The organism is Sphingomonas sp. Sph1(2015), from assembly GCF_001970915.1.
Classification (GTDB): Bacteria; Pseudomonadota; Alphaproteobacteria; order Sphingomonadales; family Sphingomonadaceae; genus Sphingomonas; species Sphingomonas parapaucimobilis.
Genome location: NZ_MQUI01000023.1, coordinates 43,608 through 57,187, shown reverse-complemented (window position 1 = coordinate 57,187; position 13,580 = coordinate 43,608). Strand labels below are relative to the sequence as shown.

Sequence of the window (13,580 nt, the reverse complement as noted above, 5' to 3'; positions counted from 1 at the left end):
CGCCTCCCGCCCTGCCCCATCCCGCGCTGACGGCGCTGTGTCGGCTGTTCGACGGGGTGATCGCCGCATCCTCGCTGGTGCCCAACGACCCGGTGCTCGACATTCGCGACTTCGCCTGGACGGCCGGGCTGCGGCGGCAATGGCGTGCGATCCGGGACGAAGCGCTGGCGGTATCGGGTCCGGCGGCGACCAGCCGGATCGTGCCCCTGCTGCGGGGCGGCGAGACGGCGAATCGCTGCCCCGTGGCGACCGCGGCGCTGGGCGAGGTGCCGGGACTGCACGACGCCGCCTTTGCGCTGCTCGCGCCCGGGGCGCATGTCGCGATGCGGCGCGGCGCGACCAAGGGGCTGCTGACCTGTCATCTGGGGCTGGCGGTGCCGCGCGACGGGGACGCGCGGATGCGGGTGCGCGATCGGATCGTGCGCTGGGCCGAGGGTGAAACGCTGATCTTCGACGACAGCTATCCGCATGAATTGTGGAACGAAGCCGAGGGCGCGCGGATCGTGCTGCGGCTGCGTTTTGCCCGCCCGCTGCGCCAACCTGGCCGCGCGGTGGCGGACAGCCTGCGGCACCTGCTGGGCGAGACGGCCTGACTGTCCGACATGGCCGATGCGGTATGAAATTGGTTTTATATTAACCTTTTGGTAACCCGTGACGAACGACAAGCCGCGCCGCTTGCCAGCCCCGGCTTTGTCACGGAATTGTCATGTTTATCAAGAGCGTAGCAGCCCGCCTCATTGCACCCGTGCTGGTGTCGATGCTGTTGCTGGCGATCCTGTCGGCCGTCACCCTGCAGACCGAGGGGCGCGTTGCCCGCGCCAACCAGGATGCCGCCCATGCCGAGGCGGTGATGCTGCGACTGGCCGAACTCCGCTCGCTCAGCCGGTCCTTGCAGCGCGATGCGCTCAATCTGGTGATCGAAAGCGATCCCGCCGAGCGACAGGTGATCCAGGGCAAGTTCGACACCCGGCTGGGCAAGTTCACCGACCAGCTCGACGCGCTGCGCAGCGATGCCGCACGCTATGCGATCACGCCCGCCTATTTTACGTCACAGGCCCGTGTCCGCCACGAACTGGCCCAGGTCGGCAGCCTTGCGGATACGGGGGACCGGGCGGCCGGTCTTTCGCATTTCCGCCAGCGGGTGCGCCCGGCCGAGCGGCTGGCCTCCAGGATCGCCGATACGCGGATCGATGCGCTGACCGGCGAGGTGAAGGCGTTGCATATCCGCGCCGATACCGTGGCCGAACAGGGACGCTGGATCCTGATCGGCGCGACGGTGCTGCTCGCCATCGCCGGGTTGGCGACCGGCCTGTACATCGCACTGCGCACCGTCGTCCGGCCGCTGCACGAGCTGCGCCAAGCCATGGGGCTGCTGGCGGAAGGGCAGACCGGGCGCGCCATTCCCCATGCCGAACGCGAGGACGAGGTCGGGGAAATGGCGCGGTCGATGGTCGCCTTTCGTGACCAGCTCGCCCGTGCCGAGGCGGAGAAGACCGCCCAGACCGGGCTGATCGTCGCCAGCATCGGCCAGGGCCTGTCGGCCCTCGCCAAGGGCGACCTGACCGCGCGGATCGACGCGACGCTGGACGAGCCCTTTGCCCGGCTGAAAAGCGATTTCAACGCGGCGATGGCGGCGTTGCATGCGACGATGGCGCGCGTCGTCGGTGCGGCCGGCGGCGTGCGGGCGGGCGCGATGGACATTCGCCAGGCCTCCGACGACCTGTCGCAGCGGACCGAGCAGCAGGCCGCCAGCCTGGAGGAAACCGCCGCCGCGATGGACGAGATCACCGCGACCGTCCGCCACGCCGCGACCGGCGCGACCGATGCCGCGCATGCGCTGGAACAGACCCGCGCCGATGCGCGCGACGGCGGCGCGGTGGTCGTCCGGGCCAGGGCGGCGATGGTCGACATCCAGCGCGCCTCGTCCGAGATCGAGGAGATCATCGGCGTCATCGACGGCATCGCCTTCCAGACCAATTTGCTGGCGCTCAATGCCGGGGTCGAGGCCGCGCGCGCGGGCGAGGCCGGACGCGGCTTCGCGGTGGTCGCCTCCGAGGTGCGCGCGCTGGCGCAGCGTTCGGCCGATGCCGCACAAGACGTCAAGCAGCGCGTGCTGGCCAGCGCCAGCGGGGTGCAGAACGGCGTCGCGCTGGTCGGCGAGACGGGCGTGGCGCTGGAGAAGATCAACGAGGGGATGGGTCGGCTGGGCACGCTGATGACCGGCATCGCCGACGATGCGAATCGCCAGGCCAAGGGGCTGGGCGAGGTGAACAGCAGCCTGTCCCAGATGGACATGGTGACGCAGCAGAATGCCGCGATGGTCGAACAGGCCACCGCCGCCGCGCGCAGCCTGGCCGACGAGGCGGAGCAATTGTCGCAGGCGGTCGAGCGCTTCGTCCTCGACATGGCACCCACGCCGTTGCGCGTCGTCGAGTCGGAGAAGGAACGGGTCGTGTCGATACCCGTCCGGCGCGCGGCGAACGAGGATTGGTCGGCTTTCTGATGGCCAGCCATAGCGGGTCGGCCAAAGCAGGCGCATCAAAGCGGGATTGCCTCTGCGGAAACGCATCCTTTCCCGCGTCCGGCTTGATCCCCATCGCGAGCCGCGCCACATGGGGGTCATGCTGATCGAGACCGAACCGACGCCCAACCCGGCGACGCTGAAATTCCTGCCCGGCCGCAAGGTCATGGACAGCGGCACCCGCGACTTCGCCTCGCCCGAGGAAGCCGCCGCCAGCCCGCTGGCCGAGGCGATCTTCAACCTGGGCGACGTGACCGGCGTGTTCTTCGGCCGCGACTTCGTCTCGGTCACGGTCGCGCCCGGCACCGACTGGTCGGATGTGAAGCCCGATGTGCTGGGCATCCTGCTCGACCATTTCTCGGCGCAGATGCCGCTGTTCCGCCAGGGTGCGGCGGACTTTTCGGTGCCGGTCGAAGAGGAAAGCTTCACCGACGATCCCGAGGATGCCGACATCGTCGCGCAGATCCGCGAACTGATCGACACGCGCGTGCGCCCGGCCGTGGCCAATGACGGCGGCGACATCGTCTATCGCGGCTTCGACAAGGGCAAGGTTTACCTCAAGATGCAGGGTGCCTGCGCCGGGTGCCCCTCGTCCAGCGCCACGCTGAAGAACGGCATCGAGCAGTTGCTGCGCCATTATGTGCCCGAAGTCACCGAAGTCAGGGCCGTCTGATGAACCCGATCGACGACGCCAGCCTGGATCGGCTGTTCCGCGAGGGGCGCACCTTCAACCATTATCTCGATACGCCGGTGGGCGAGGACGAAATCCGGGCGATCTGGGATCTGATGAAGATGCCGCCGACCTCGACCAACCAGAGCCCGGCGCGCATGGTCTGGTGCCTTAGCGCGGAGGCGAAGGAAAAGCTCGCGGCCTGCGCCTCGGACAGCAATGCCGACAAGATCCGCCAGGCGCCCGCCGCCGTCATCATCGGCATGGACGTGAACTTTCACGAAACCCTGCCGCAGCTCTTCCCGCATGTGGACGCCAAGAGCTGGTTCGAGGGCAATACCGAACTGCGCGAGGCCTCGGCCTTCCGCAACAGCTCGCTCCAGGGGGCCTATCTGATCCTCGCCACGCGCGCGCTGGGGCTGGATACCGGCGCGATGTCCGGCTTCGACCAGGGTGCGGTGGACAAGGCGTTCTTCGCCGACCAGCCGGGCGTTCGGTCGAACTTCATCGCGACGCTAGGTTACGGCGACACGTCGAAGCTGCACCCGCGCAACCCCCGGCTGGCGTTCGAGCAAGCCAACCGGATCGCCTGAGCCTCCCTTGCGCACGCTGGTCATCGACACCGCCACCGCCGCCTGCTCGGTCGCCCTTCTCGACGGCGACCGGGTGGTCGCGCATGGCCATGACGTGGTCGGGCGCGGCCATGCCGAGCGGCTGGTGCCGATGATCGCGGCCTTGCCCGATGGCGGCCGGGCAGAGCGCATTCTGGTCGATTGTGGGCCGGGCAGCTTTACCGGCATCCGCGTCGGCATCGCGGCGGCGCGCGGACTGGCACTGGGCTGGGGCGTGACCGCAACCGGCTATCAGTCGCTGGCGCTGGTCGCCGCCGCCGGGTTCGCCGCGCGCGACGATGACTCGCTGACCGTCGTGCTGGAGGGCGGGCATGGCGAGGTGTTCGTCCAGCCCTTTGCCCGCGATCTGACTGCCCTCGCCCCCTTCGCCTCGATGAAGCCCGATGCCGCGCTTGCCGCGCTGGAGGGGCGGGTCGCGATCGGTAATGGCGTGCGCTGGCTGACCGCGCTGTCACCCGACCTGATGGTGGTCGAGGTGCTGCCGGATGCGTCGCAGGCCTGGCGGCTTCCCGCCGACCTCACCGCCCTGCCCCCGCGCCCCGTTTACGGCCGCGCACCTGACGCCAAGCTACCCGGTGGCATCACCCCGCCCGACGCCGTCGGTCTCGGGGCGGCCTGATGGCCAGTATCGGCATCTCGCTTCGCCCCGGTGACGCGCGCGACGCCGGGGTCGTCGAACAGGTCATGGCCGCGGCCTTCGACCCGCAATGGGGCGAGGCCTGGACCCGCTCGCAATTGCTCGGCGTGATGGCGCTGCCCGGCATCAAGCTGCTGATCGCCGAGGCGGGCGAGGAACCGGCGGGCTTTGCACTGACCCGCGCGGTGTTGGACGAAGCGGAATTGCTGCTGCTGGGCGTCGCGCCCGACCATCGCCGCGCGCGGATCGGCAGCCGTCTGGTCGAGGCGGTCGTCGCCGACTGCGCCGCGCACGGCGTCGAGACGCTGCATCTGGAGGTGCGCTCCAACAACCCGGCCATCCTGTTCTATGCGACCCACGGCTTTGCCAAGTGCGGCGAGCGGCGCAATTATTACAAGGGCGCGGACGGGCGGCATTACGACGCGCATACCTACACCCGCCCCATCGGCTGACCCGATCACTGTTTCCAGGTTATTGCGAGTCGCTATCCTCTTTTCGCAATTAGCCTTTGGGGGTAGAGAGGGGTTCGCCCGAGGAGTTAGACGTTACCATGGCCCGCAAAATCGATCTCGAAGCGCTGTGCGCACAAAAGGGACTGCGCATCACCGAACAGCGCCGCGTGATCGCCCGCGTCCTGTCGGAAGCGGAGGACCATCCGGATGTGGAAAAGGTCTATGAGCGCGCCGCCAAGATCGATCCCGGCATCTCGATCGCGACCGTGTACCGCACCGTCCGTCTGTTCGAGGAAGCGGGCATCCTGGACCGCCATGATTTCGGCGACGGCCGCGCCCGCTACGAGCCCTCGCCCGAGGCGCATCACGACCATCTGATCGATGTCGAGACCGGCCGGGTGATCGAGTTCGTCGATCCCGAACTGGAACAGCTGCAAAAGGCGATCGCCGAGAAGCTGGGCTTCCGCCTGGTCGATCACCGGATGGAGCTTTACGGCGTCAGCCTCGACCGCAAGAGTTGATGGCGGTCGCCGTCCCCATCGACGCCGACAACAAGGGCGGCCTGCGTGCAGCGGGTCGCCTTTTGAGTATCCTGGGCGTGCTGCTGATCGCGCTGACGCTCCATGGAACGTGGCGGCTGGTCGGACGCGCTTCGCCGTGGCCGCCCCGGTTCCTGCGCCGGGTCGCGATGATCCTGGGCGCGGACATTCGCGTTACCGGCACGCCCGAGCGCCGCAACGTCATGATCGCGGCCAATCATCTGAGCTGGATGGACATATTGCTGCTGGCGGGCACGTCGGGAACGCGCTTCGTCGCCAAGGCGGAGGTGGCGGCGCTGCCGCTGGTCGGTTGGCTGGCGGGGCTGAATCGCACGCTGTTCGTCGAGCGCGGCGACCGGCTGGGGGTCGGCGATCAGGTCGCGGCGATCCGATCCGCGTTGACTGAAGGCCAACCTCTTGCGGTGTTTCCCGAAGGGACCACCGGCGACGACCTGTCCGTCCTGCCGTTCAAGCCCGCGCTGTTCGCGGCGCTGGTCCCGCCCTTGCCCGGCATTCGGGTGCAGCCGGTGCGGATCGACTATGGCACGGTCGCCCGCGACATCGCGTGGCTCGGCACCGATCCGGGTGACGCCCATGCCAAGCGCGTGCTGCGGCGGCGGGGGCGATTCACGGTGACCCTGCACTATCTCGAACCCTTCGACCCCGCCGGCTTCCCGGATCGCAAGGCGATCGCGGCCGATACGCGCAGGCGGATCGTCGGCGCCTGATATCCGACATCGCCGGCGGCGAACCCCCGGGATAGGATCGGCGCGCCATTCCGGGGGGACGCCATGCTCAAGACGATTCTCGTTGCCGCCAGCCTGCTGACCACGACCGCCGCCACCGCGCAGATGGCCAATCCCTGCCCCGGCGGCACGGTCCCCGCGACGATCCGTCACAACAGGATCAAGCCCGGCCAGTGGGTGACCTTCGCCAAGGCGATGGCGGCGCATAACGCCTGGTATGTCAGCCAGAACGATCCGACCCGCACCATGCTGGTCCGCGTGGTGACCAGAGGGGCTGGCGGCCCCGCCGTCACCGATACCGAAGCGGTGACGATCACCCGCTATGGCGCGACCAAGCCCCAGGCGGCCCTTGACGCCGCCTATTCGGCCTTCACCGTCCGCTATCGCCAGAGCAGCGAGATGGCCGACGAAACGCGGGTCTGTTTGCCAAAGGGCTGACAAAAAGCATTCCTCCCCTGTGAGGGGAGATGGCAGGGCGAAGCCCTGACGGAGGGGTGCCGCGCTTTCGATAGGGGTGACACCCCTCCACCATCCTGCGGATGGTCCCCCTCCCCTTGCAGGGGAGGAATAGCGGAACGCTGGCGAGCGCGGTCGATTTACGATAAGGGCCGCGTCATGCCCGCATCTCCCAAGACCTTTCACGTCAAGTCCTTCGGCTGTCAGATGAACGTCTATGACGGCGAGCGCATGGCCGAGCTGATGGCCGCGCAAGGGCTGACGACGACCGACGATGCCAGCGCCGCCGATCTGGTGGTGCTCAACACCTGCCACATCCGCGAACGTGCGACCGAGCGGGTCTATTCGGAGATCGGCCGCCTGCGCAAGGATGCGGGCGAGCAGGGTCGCAAGCCGATGATCGCGGTCGCGGGCTGCGTCGCCCAGGCCGAGGGGGCCGAGATCGTGCGCCGTGCCAAGGTCGATGTGGTCGTCGGCCCGCAGGCCTATCACAACCTGCCCGATCTGGTCGCCAGGGCGGCGGCGGGCGAAGCCGCGCTCGACACCGACATGCCCGTCGAGTCCAAGTTCGTCCACCTGCCCGGCCGCCGCAAGGTGAACCCGTCCGCCTTCCTGACCGTGCAGGAGGGTTGCGACAAATTCTGCACCTATTGCGTCGTTCCCTATACGCGCGGTGCGGAGGTCAGCCGGTCCTTCTCGGCGATCATGGACGAGGCGCGGTCGCTGGTCGATGCGGGCGCGCGCGAGATCACGCTGCTGGGCCAGAACGTCAATGCGTGGAACGACGCGGACGATCGCGGCCTGCACGGCCTGATCCGCGAGCTGGACCGGATTCCCGGGCTGCACCGCATCCGCTATACGACCAGCCATCCCAACGACATGACGCAAGGGTTGATCGACGCGCACCGCGATGTCGAAAGCCTCATGCCCTTCCTCCATCTGCCGGTCCAGTCGGGCAGCGACCGCATCCTGAAGGCAATGAATCGCCAGCATACGCGCGACAGCTATATGCGGGTCATGGACCGCGTGCGCGCCGCGCGCCCCGACATCGCGCTGTCGGGCGATTTCATCGTCGGCTTCCCCGGCGAGACCGAGGCGGACTTCGCCGACACGCTGAGCCTGGTCGACGCGATGGGCCATGCCCAGGCATTCAGCTTCAAATACTCGCCCCGCCCCGGCACTCCGGCCGCAACGATGGCGGATCAGGTCCCGGCTGAGGTGATGGACGACCGGCTCCAGCGCCTGCAGGCCGCGCTCAATCGCGACCAGCATGCGTTCAATCTGGCCAGCGTCGGGCGGACCTGCACCATCCTGCTGGAGCGGCGCGGCAAACTGCCCGGCCAGATGCTCGGCAAGTCGCCCTGGTTGCAGTCCGTGCACCTGATCGGCGACCACCAGATCGGCGACCTGGTCGAGGTCGAACTGGTCGCGGCCGGACCGAACTCGCTGACCGGCCAGGCCAAGGTGAAGGCGGCGGCCTGATCCCCATCCTCCGTTCGGACTGAGCGAGGTAGAAGCCCACGCTCCCGTTTATTGTTCACGCGAAGCCGCGAAGACACGAAGTGGTAGCACCGGTGGGCCGCGCATCCCGTCATCGCGAACGGAAGACATATCAGAACGGTTGATAGGGTGGAGCCATCCTTACGGCCGAACCCGCCATCATCGCGTCTTCGCGTCTTCGCGCGAACAGATTTTTTGACCGCGCAGAGGACGCAGAGGAAAAAGAATGTCTCCCGGCCGCCGCGCCGGGCTCTTCTTCTCCGCGCCCTCTGCGCCTCTGCGCACCAAAAAACCTTGCAAACGTCACGCCTATGTCACGCAATTTCGCTGGCGTTCCGCTCCTTGCCTCCCCATCTTGGGGAAACCTACTGACGGTGAAAGGACCGCATGAGCCGCAAGCCCCTCCCCGCCCAGGCCGGTGAACGCAGCCGGGCGGAACTCAGCTTCGACAAGCCGCAAGTGCTGGCGCAGCTGTTCGGCCAATATGACCGCAATCTGGTCGCATTGGAGAATCGATTGGGCGTCTACATCACCGCACGCGGCAACCGCGTCGGGTTGGAGGGGACCGCCGAGCAGGTCGCGCTGGCCCGCGACGTACTGAACGACCTCTATGCCCGCATCCAGCGCGGCGAGGAGGTCGATACCGGGCTGGTCGACGCCTCGATCGCGATGGCGTCCGAGCCGACGCTCGACGGCATCCTCAGCGCCGAGCGCAGCTCGACCCCGTCGGTCATGATCCGCACACGCAAGAAGACGATCGTCCCGCGCACCCCCGCCCAGGCGCATTACATGAAGGAGCTCGTGTCCAACGACATGATCTTCGCGCTCGGCCCGGCGGGCACCGGCAAGACCTATCTGGCGGTGGCGCAGGCGGTGGCGCAGCTCATCACCGGGTCGGTCCAGCGCCTGATCCTGTCGCGCCCCGCGGTCGAGGCGGGCGAGAAGCTGGGCTTTCTGCCCGGTGACATGAAGGAGAAGGTCGATCCCTATCTGCGCCCGCTCTACGACGCGTTGCACGATTGCCTGCCCGCCGAGCAGGTGGAGCGCCGCATCGCCAGCGGCGAGATCGAGATCGCGCCCATCGCCTTCATGCGCGGCCGGACGCTGGCCGATGCCTTCGTCATCCTCGACGAAGCGCAGAACACCACGCCCGCGCAGATGAAGATGTTCCTGACCCGCTTCGGCCAGAACAGCCGCATGGTCATCTGTGGCGATCCCAACCAGGTCGACCTGCCCGGCGGCGTCGCGGCTTCGGGCTTGGCCGATGCGGTGCGTCGCCTGGAGGGTATCGAGAGCATCGCGATGAGCCGCTTCACCGCCGCCGACGTCGTCCGCCATCCGATCGTAGGGCGGATCGTCGATGCCTATGAAGGACCCAACGCCTGAGATAGGATGCGGTCATGGCCGAACGCGATCCCTATCCCCCGCTGACGCTGGGCTCCGAAACGCGCGAGCAGGTAGCCCGCGCCGCCGAGCGGCTGGGCGTCAGTGAGGAAGAGGCGATCCGGCGGGCGTTGGCGGAGTTGTTGGCGAACCGGTTAGCCGCCCAGCCGGAACGGCGACCGTTGCGAGATGTCATCGCCGAACTGCACCGCACCTCGTCGCTGCCGCCACCAACAGGGATCGTGATCGACAAGGCATTTTACGACGATCTTTCGGGCGGCCTGTGACCCTGTTCGTCGACGCATCGGCCCTGGTTGCGATCATCCTCAAGGAACCGGATGTCGGCTCGCTTGCCGATCGCCTGGACCATCATGACCAGCGCCTGACCAGCGCCGTCGCGCTCTGGGAAACGATGGCCGCAGTCCGTCGTGCTCGGGATACCAGCGTCGAACTGGCCTGGGCCGAAGTCGAAAGGTTTCGTACCGCGCTTGGCCTAAGGCTGATACCCATCGGCGCCGAGGAGGTGGAGCAGGCCGTCATCGCCCATGCCCGCTACGGCAAGGGTCACCACCCCGCCCGCCTCAACATGGGTGATTGTTTCGCCTATGCCTGCGCGCATAGCCAGGGCGCGGAACTCTTGTACAAGGGCGACGATTTCGCACTTACTGACCTGGCTGATCCGGAAAGGCCCCGATGATCGAGATTGCGCTGATCCACGAAGACCCCTGGTCGGGCGACGAGCAGAGCTGGGAGGCGCTCGCCACCCGCGCCGCGCGCGCCGCGATCGAGCGGACGCCGTACGGCCCGTTGCTGACCACGCCCGCGCTGATCGAGATTTCGGTGCGGCTGACCAGCGACGACGAGGTTCAGTCGCTCAACCGCCAGTATCGGCAGAAGGACAAGCCGACCAACGTCCTGTCCTTCCCGATGGTGCAGCCCGACCTGATCGAGACGGTGACGCAGAATTCGGACGATGGCGAGGTCCTGCTGGGCGACATCGTGCTCGCGCACGGCGTCTGCATCGCGGAAGCGGCCGAGCGCGGGATTTCCGCCGAGACCCATGCGACTCATCTTTTGGTGCATGGCGTCCTGCATCTGCTAGGCTATGACCATATGAACGATGACGAGGCAGAGGCGATGGAGGCGATCGAACGCGACGCGCTGGCCAGTCTCGGCATCGACGACCCTTATCTAGTGCGCGAGGACTGACATCCCCCGATGGCCGACGGCCCCAGTAGCAGCACCGGCAACGGTGACTCCAACGAATCCAGCATCTGGCACGGGCTGAAAAGCCTGATCTTCGGCGGTGAGCAGGAAGAGTCGCTGCGCGACCAGCTTGAAGACGCGATCGACCGCCATGAGGGCGATCCCGGTCCCGATGCCAAGGGCGACCTGACCCCGCTGGAGCGGCAGATGGTGCGCAACCTGCTGCATTTCGGCGAGCGTGATGCCGGCGACGTGGGCGTACCCCGCGCCGACATCATCGCGGTCGAGGAACAGACGACCTTCGACCATCTGGTCCAGATCTTCGCCGAGGCCGGGCACAGCCGCCTGCCCGTCTATCGCGAGACGCTCGACCAGATCATCGGCATGGTTCATATCAAGGACGTGTTCAACATCCTGGCGACCGGCGCGGAGCATCCCGCCACCCTTGCCGGGCTGATCCGCGATCCGCTTTATGTGCCCATGTCGCGCGGCGCGCTCGACCTGCTGGCCGACATGCGCCAGAAGCGCGTGCATCTGGCCGTCGTGCTCGACGAATATTCGGGGACCGAGGGCCTCGTGACGATCGAGGACCTGATCGAGGAGATCGTCGGCGAGATCGAGGACGAGCATGACGACGCGCCCCAGGCGCTGCTCATACCGCTCGACGGCGGGGCGTGGGATGCGGATGCGCGCGTCGGGCTGGAGGAAGTCGGCCGCGCCATCGACCCGCAGCTCGAAGAGGCCGAGGAGGATGTCGACACGCTGGGCGGCCTGACCGCCGTGCTGGCAGGGCAGGTGCCGGAAGTCGGCACCTGTATCGACCATCCCAGCGGCTGGCGGATCGAGGTGACGGAGGCCGACGAACGCCGTATCCACCGCCTGCGCCTGCATCCGGCGGTGGCCACGGTCGACGAGTGATCCGCGCGTACCGGGCGGAAGACCGAAACGCCTGCCTGGCGCTGTTCGATGGCAACAGCGCCCCCTATTTCGCACCCTCCGAGCGCGCAGATTTCGCCCATTTCCTAGATCACGGGGCGATGAAATGGGAGTTTCAGGTCGCGGAGCGGGACGGCCGCCTCATCGGCTGTAGCGGCATGGCGATCGGCGCGGACGGCCGGACCGCGCATTTCTGCTGGGGCATGGTCGACCGGACACTGCATCGACAGGGCATCGGCACCGCACTGGTTCGCGCAAGGCTGGACAAAGCGACCCACGCAGGTGTGTGCGAAGTCCTGCTGGATACCAGCCAGCATAGCGGGGCGTTTTACGAGCGGCTGGGCTTTCGTGCCTGGAGCGTGACCGCGGATGGATATGGGCCAGGGCTGGATCGCTGGGATATGGTGCTGACACTCTGAACGCTGTTGGCGGAGCGAGGGAGCAGGCGGCTCGTCGGACGATCCGACAAACCGCCCATCCCGTCTTTATGCCTGTTGATACCGGAAGCGCATCAGACTGGCCGTCTGCGAACCATCGCGCGGCGCGGTGCAGCGCGTCTCCGTCTCGCGTTCGACGCATTCATCATAGCTCGAATAATGGATGTCCAGTCGCGGCCGGCCATTGAAATCATAGCCGGAGCAGCGGATTTCCACCTCCTGCTGACAGGTTGGCGCCGCAAGAACCGGCGATGCCGTTCCCGCGATGGCAACCGTCGCCAGCGCGGCAAACCCCGGAATAGACAGCGCAATCTTCTTCATCTTGGCCTCCCTGAACATGCCCTGTGGCATGGCCGAGTGTAGGCACGGGCGGGTGCCGGACAACGGCCGATGGGTTCGTTTCGGACGGAAAGCAACCTCCACCCGAAAATCAGCCAATCGATCACAGATCCCATCTTATTACATTACCCCGATCGGATCGCCTGCCCTATGGGAGAGAACTTCGAAGCCTAGGCTCCCGAGTTCGAGGGCGCGGGAAAACTCCCTGACTTTCGCGCCTTCGACGGCCGCCGGTGCGCTCCCCTTGGCACCGGCGGCCAAATTTTTGTCAGGACTGGAGCAGCGTGCCGACGTCCCGTGCCGCCACGACCCAGCGGTAAAAGGCGTCGTCCAGATAATAGCGGAGCTGAACCGGCTCCATCGTCACCTTCTTGGCATTGCCGACACAGGGGCGGGTCTGGTCCAGCACCATCAGCGTCAGGCGTTCCTGCAACGCGGAATCGCCATGCGCCTGCACCATCCGGGTCACCAGGTCGGGGCGCAGCCGCGTCATGCAAATACCGATCTGGAACAGCAGCCGATCGGTCGGGATACGCCGCGCGTTGCGCCCCGCTTCCCGCATGTTCAGCCGTTGCTGAACGGCCGGATTGTTCACTTCCGCCTCGGTCAGCGTCGCATCGGGAGCGTAGCGGGCCATCGCCTCCTCCAGCAGCGCACCGCGATCATACAGGTTGCGGCACGTCACGATATCGAGCTGCGCCACCGGATTGCATTCGCCCAGCTGCGGCGGCGCGCTGGCGAAGGGTAGATCGGAATAGCAACTCGCATTGGCGCGGATGATCCGGTCCAGCGCATAGGTCTGCGGCGCGCTGTTCATTTCACCATCGATCAGCGGCCCTAGCATCTGCGCATCGATGTTCTTCGCGCATTTGGCGAAGGCTGCGGAACGACTGCCGACCATGGCGAAGCTCTGCCCGGTAATGATCTTGTTGATCCCCGGTGGCGGCGGTGCCTTGCGATCGTTATTGCCCTGCACAACGACATCGGCTGGTTCACCGGCCTTTTCCTTTGCCGGAACCTGAGTTTTTGATTGCGGTGAAGCCACGACCTGTGCCGTCGGCAGCAGCAGGATCGTCGCCAGGACCTTGATTTTCTTCAACACCCCAACACCCCCCGATCGATGGAA

At 66.8% G+C, this 13,580-nt stretch carries 18 protein-coding genes; 16 read left to right on the top strand and 2 right to left on the bottom strand.

The window, feature by feature from the left end:
- The 16 genes from BSZ14_RS11040 to BSZ14_RS10965 all read left to right on the top strand — a co-directional run.
- A partial coding sequence (locus BSZ14_RS11040) for an aspartyl/asparaginyl beta-hydroxylase domain-containing protein (protein WP_076710960.1) occupies nt 1–593 on the top strand: 593 nt, incomplete at its 5' end.
- 113 nt (nt 594–706) lie between these two features.
- The gene (locus BSZ14_RS11035; RefSeq protein ID WP_076710959.1) at nt 707–2,503 is read left to right on the top strand and encodes a methyl-accepting chemotaxis protein; all 1,797 of its coding nucleotides are present in this window, start codon (nt 707–709) and stop codon (nt 2,501–2,503) included.
- A gap of 118 nt (nt 2,504–2,621) precedes the next feature.
- A complete protein-coding gene (locus tag BSZ14_RS11030) occupies nt 2,622–3,194 on the top strand; it encodes a NifU family protein (protein ID WP_076710966.1) in 573 nt (190 codons plus the stop codon).
- Complete coding sequence (locus BSZ14_RS11025; protein WP_076710958.1) at nt 3,194–3,784, top strand: malonic semialdehyde reductase; 591 nt, start codon at nt 3,194–3,196, stop codon at nt 3,782–3,784. Before BSZ14_RS11030 ends, BSZ14_RS11025 begins: the two co-directional genes overlap by 1 nt.
- Before the next feature lie 7 nt (nt 3,785–3,791).
- Nucleotides 3,792–4,442, top strand: coding sequence for a tRNA (adenosine(37)-N6)-threonylcarbamoyltransferase complex dimerization subunit type 1 TsaB (gene tsaB / locus BSZ14_RS11020; RefSeq protein WP_076710957.1), 651 nt, complete (start codon nt 3,792–3,794; stop codon nt 4,440–4,442).
- On the top strand, nt 4,442–4,912 hold the full coding sequence (locus tag BSZ14_RS11015) for a GNAT family N-acetyltransferase (RefSeq protein ID WP_076710956.1): 471 nt from the start codon (nt 4,442–4,444) through the stop codon (nt 4,910–4,912). The genes tsaB and BSZ14_RS11015 overlap by 1 nt, the downstream gene beginning before the upstream one ends.
- Nucleotides 4,913–5,010: 98 nt before the next feature.
- Complete coding sequence (locus BSZ14_RS11010) at nt 5,011–5,433, top strand: Fur family transcriptional regulator (protein ID WP_042489602.1); 423 nt, start codon at nt 5,011–5,013, stop codon at nt 5,431–5,433.
- Nucleotides 5,433–6,179 carry a lysophospholipid acyltransferase family protein gene (locus BSZ14_RS11005; RefSeq protein ID WP_076710955.1) on the top strand — a complete coding sequence of 249 codons (747 nt, stop codon included), beginning with the start codon at nt 5,433–5,435 and terminating at the stop codon, nt 6,177–6,179. Before BSZ14_RS11010 ends, BSZ14_RS11005 begins: the two co-directional genes overlap by 1 nt.
- Nucleotides 6,180–6,242: 63 nt before the next feature.
- Complete coding sequence (locus tag BSZ14_RS11000; protein WP_076710954.1) at nt 6,243–6,635, top strand: hypothetical protein; 393 nt, start codon at nt 6,243–6,245, stop codon at nt 6,633–6,635.
- Between the two features lie 177 nt (nt 6,636–6,812).
- Nucleotides 6,813–8,135 (top strand): tRNA (N6-isopentenyl adenosine(37)-C2)-methylthiotransferase MiaB, encoded by a 1,323-nt coding sequence (miaB, locus tag BSZ14_RS10995; RefSeq protein WP_076710953.1) that lies wholly within the window; start codon nt 6,813–6,815, stop codon nt 8,133–8,135.
- A gap of 405 nt (nt 8,136–8,540) precedes the next feature.
- Nucleotides 8,541–9,539 (top strand): PhoH family protein, encoded by a 999-nt coding sequence (locus BSZ14_RS10990; protein ID WP_042489596.1) that lies wholly within the window; start codon nt 8,541–8,543, stop codon nt 9,537–9,539.
- A 14-nt stretch (nt 9,540–9,553) separates the two neighbouring features.
- Nucleotides 9,554–9,823, top strand: coding sequence for a type II toxin-antitoxin system VapB family antitoxin (locus BSZ14_RS10985; protein WP_076710952.1), 270 nt, complete (start codon nt 9,554–9,556; stop codon nt 9,821–9,823).
- Nucleotides 9,820–10,233 carry a type II toxin-antitoxin system VapC family toxin gene (locus BSZ14_RS10980; RefSeq protein ID WP_076710951.1) on the top strand — a complete coding sequence of 138 codons (414 nt, stop codon included), beginning with the start codon at nt 9,820–9,822 and terminating at the stop codon, nt 10,231–10,233. The genes BSZ14_RS10985 and BSZ14_RS10980 overlap by 4 nt, the downstream gene beginning before the upstream one ends.
- Nucleotides 10,230–10,745: an rRNA maturation RNase YbeY gene (gene ybeY / locus BSZ14_RS10975; protein WP_076710950.1), complete on the top strand. Its 516-nt coding sequence runs from the start codon at nt 10,230–10,232 to the stop codon at nt 10,743–10,745. Before BSZ14_RS10980 ends, ybeY begins: the two co-directional genes overlap by 4 nt.
- Nucleotides 10,746–10,754: 9 nt before the next feature.
- Entirely contained in the window at nt 10,755–11,660 is a 906-nt protein-coding gene (locus BSZ14_RS10970) for a hemolysin family protein (protein ID WP_076710949.1), read from the top strand.
- A complete protein-coding gene (locus tag BSZ14_RS10965; protein ID WP_076710948.1) occupies nt 11,657–12,097 on the top strand; it encodes a GNAT family N-acetyltransferase in 441 nt (146 codons plus the stop codon). The genes BSZ14_RS10970 and BSZ14_RS10965 overlap by 4 nt, the downstream gene beginning before the upstream one ends.
- A gap of 66 nt (nt 12,098–12,163) precedes the next feature.
- On the opposite strand, the gene BSZ14_RS10960 is transcribed toward BSZ14_RS10965, so the two are convergent.
- On the bottom strand, nt 12,164–12,436 hold the full coding sequence (locus BSZ14_RS10960; protein WP_139330419.1) for a hypothetical protein: 273 nt from the start codon (nt 12,434–12,436) through the stop codon (nt 12,164–12,166).
- Between the two features lie 286 nt (nt 12,437–12,722).
- Nucleotides 12,723–13,553: a hypothetical protein gene (locus BSZ14_RS10955; protein ID WP_076710946.1), complete on the bottom strand. Its 831-nt coding sequence runs from the start codon at nt 13,551–13,553 to the stop codon at nt 12,723–12,725.
- Nucleotides 13,554–13,580 lie beyond the last annotated feature (27 nt).

What these genes read in the sequence shown, in the direction of transcription:
- BSZ14_RS11025 (WP_076710958.1), top strand. Translation starts at nt 3,194, where the DNA reads ATGAACCCGATCGACGACGCCAGCCTGGATCGGCTGTTCCGCGAGGGG.
- BSZ14_RS10985 (WP_076710952.1), top strand. Translation starts at nt 9,554, where the DNA reads ATGGCCGAACGCGATCCCTATCCCCCGCTGACGCTGGGCTCCGAAACG.
- BSZ14_RS11015 (WP_076710956.1), top strand. Translation starts at nt 4,442, where the DNA reads ATGGCCAGTATCGGCATCTCGCTTCGCCCCGGTGACGCGCGCGACGCC.
- BSZ14_RS10960 (WP_139330419.1), bottom strand. Translation starts at nt 12,436, where the DNA reads ATGAAGAAGATTGCGCTGTCTATTCCGGGGTTTGCCGCGCTGGCGACG.
- BSZ14_RS11000 (WP_076710954.1), top strand. Translation starts at nt 6,243, where the DNA reads ATGCTCAAGACGATTCTCGTTGCCGCCAGCCTGCTGACCACGACCGCC.
- BSZ14_RS11030 (WP_076710966.1), top strand. Translation starts at nt 2,622, where the DNA reads ATGCTGATCGAGACCGAACCGACGCCCAACCCGGCGACGCTGAAATTC.
- BSZ14_RS10990 (WP_042489596.1), top strand. Translation starts at nt 8,541, where the DNA reads ATGAGCCGCAAGCCCCTCCCCGCCCAGGCCGGTGAACGCAGCCGGGCG.
- BSZ14_RS11010 (WP_042489602.1), top strand. Translation starts at nt 5,011, where the DNA reads ATGGCCCGCAAAATCGATCTCGAAGCGCTGTGCGCACAAAAGGGACTG.
- BSZ14_RS10970 (WP_076710949.1), top strand. Translation starts at nt 10,755, where the DNA reads ATGGCCGACGGCCCCAGTAGCAGCACCGGCAACGGTGACTCCAACGAA.
- BSZ14_RS11005 (WP_076710955.1), top strand. Translation starts at nt 5,433, where the DNA reads ATGGCGGTCGCCGTCCCCATCGACGCCGACAACAAGGGCGGCCTGCGT.
- ybeY (WP_076710950.1), top strand. Translation starts at nt 10,230, where the DNA reads ATGATCGAGATTGCGCTGATCCACGAAGACCCCTGGTCGGGCGACGAG.
- BSZ14_RS11035 (WP_076710959.1), top strand. Translation starts at nt 707, where the DNA reads ATGTTTATCAAGAGCGTAGCAGCCCGCCTCATTGCACCCGTGCTGGTG.
- miaB (WP_076710953.1), top strand. Translation starts at nt 6,813, where the DNA reads ATGCCCGCATCTCCCAAGACCTTTCACGTCAAGTCCTTCGGCTGTCAG.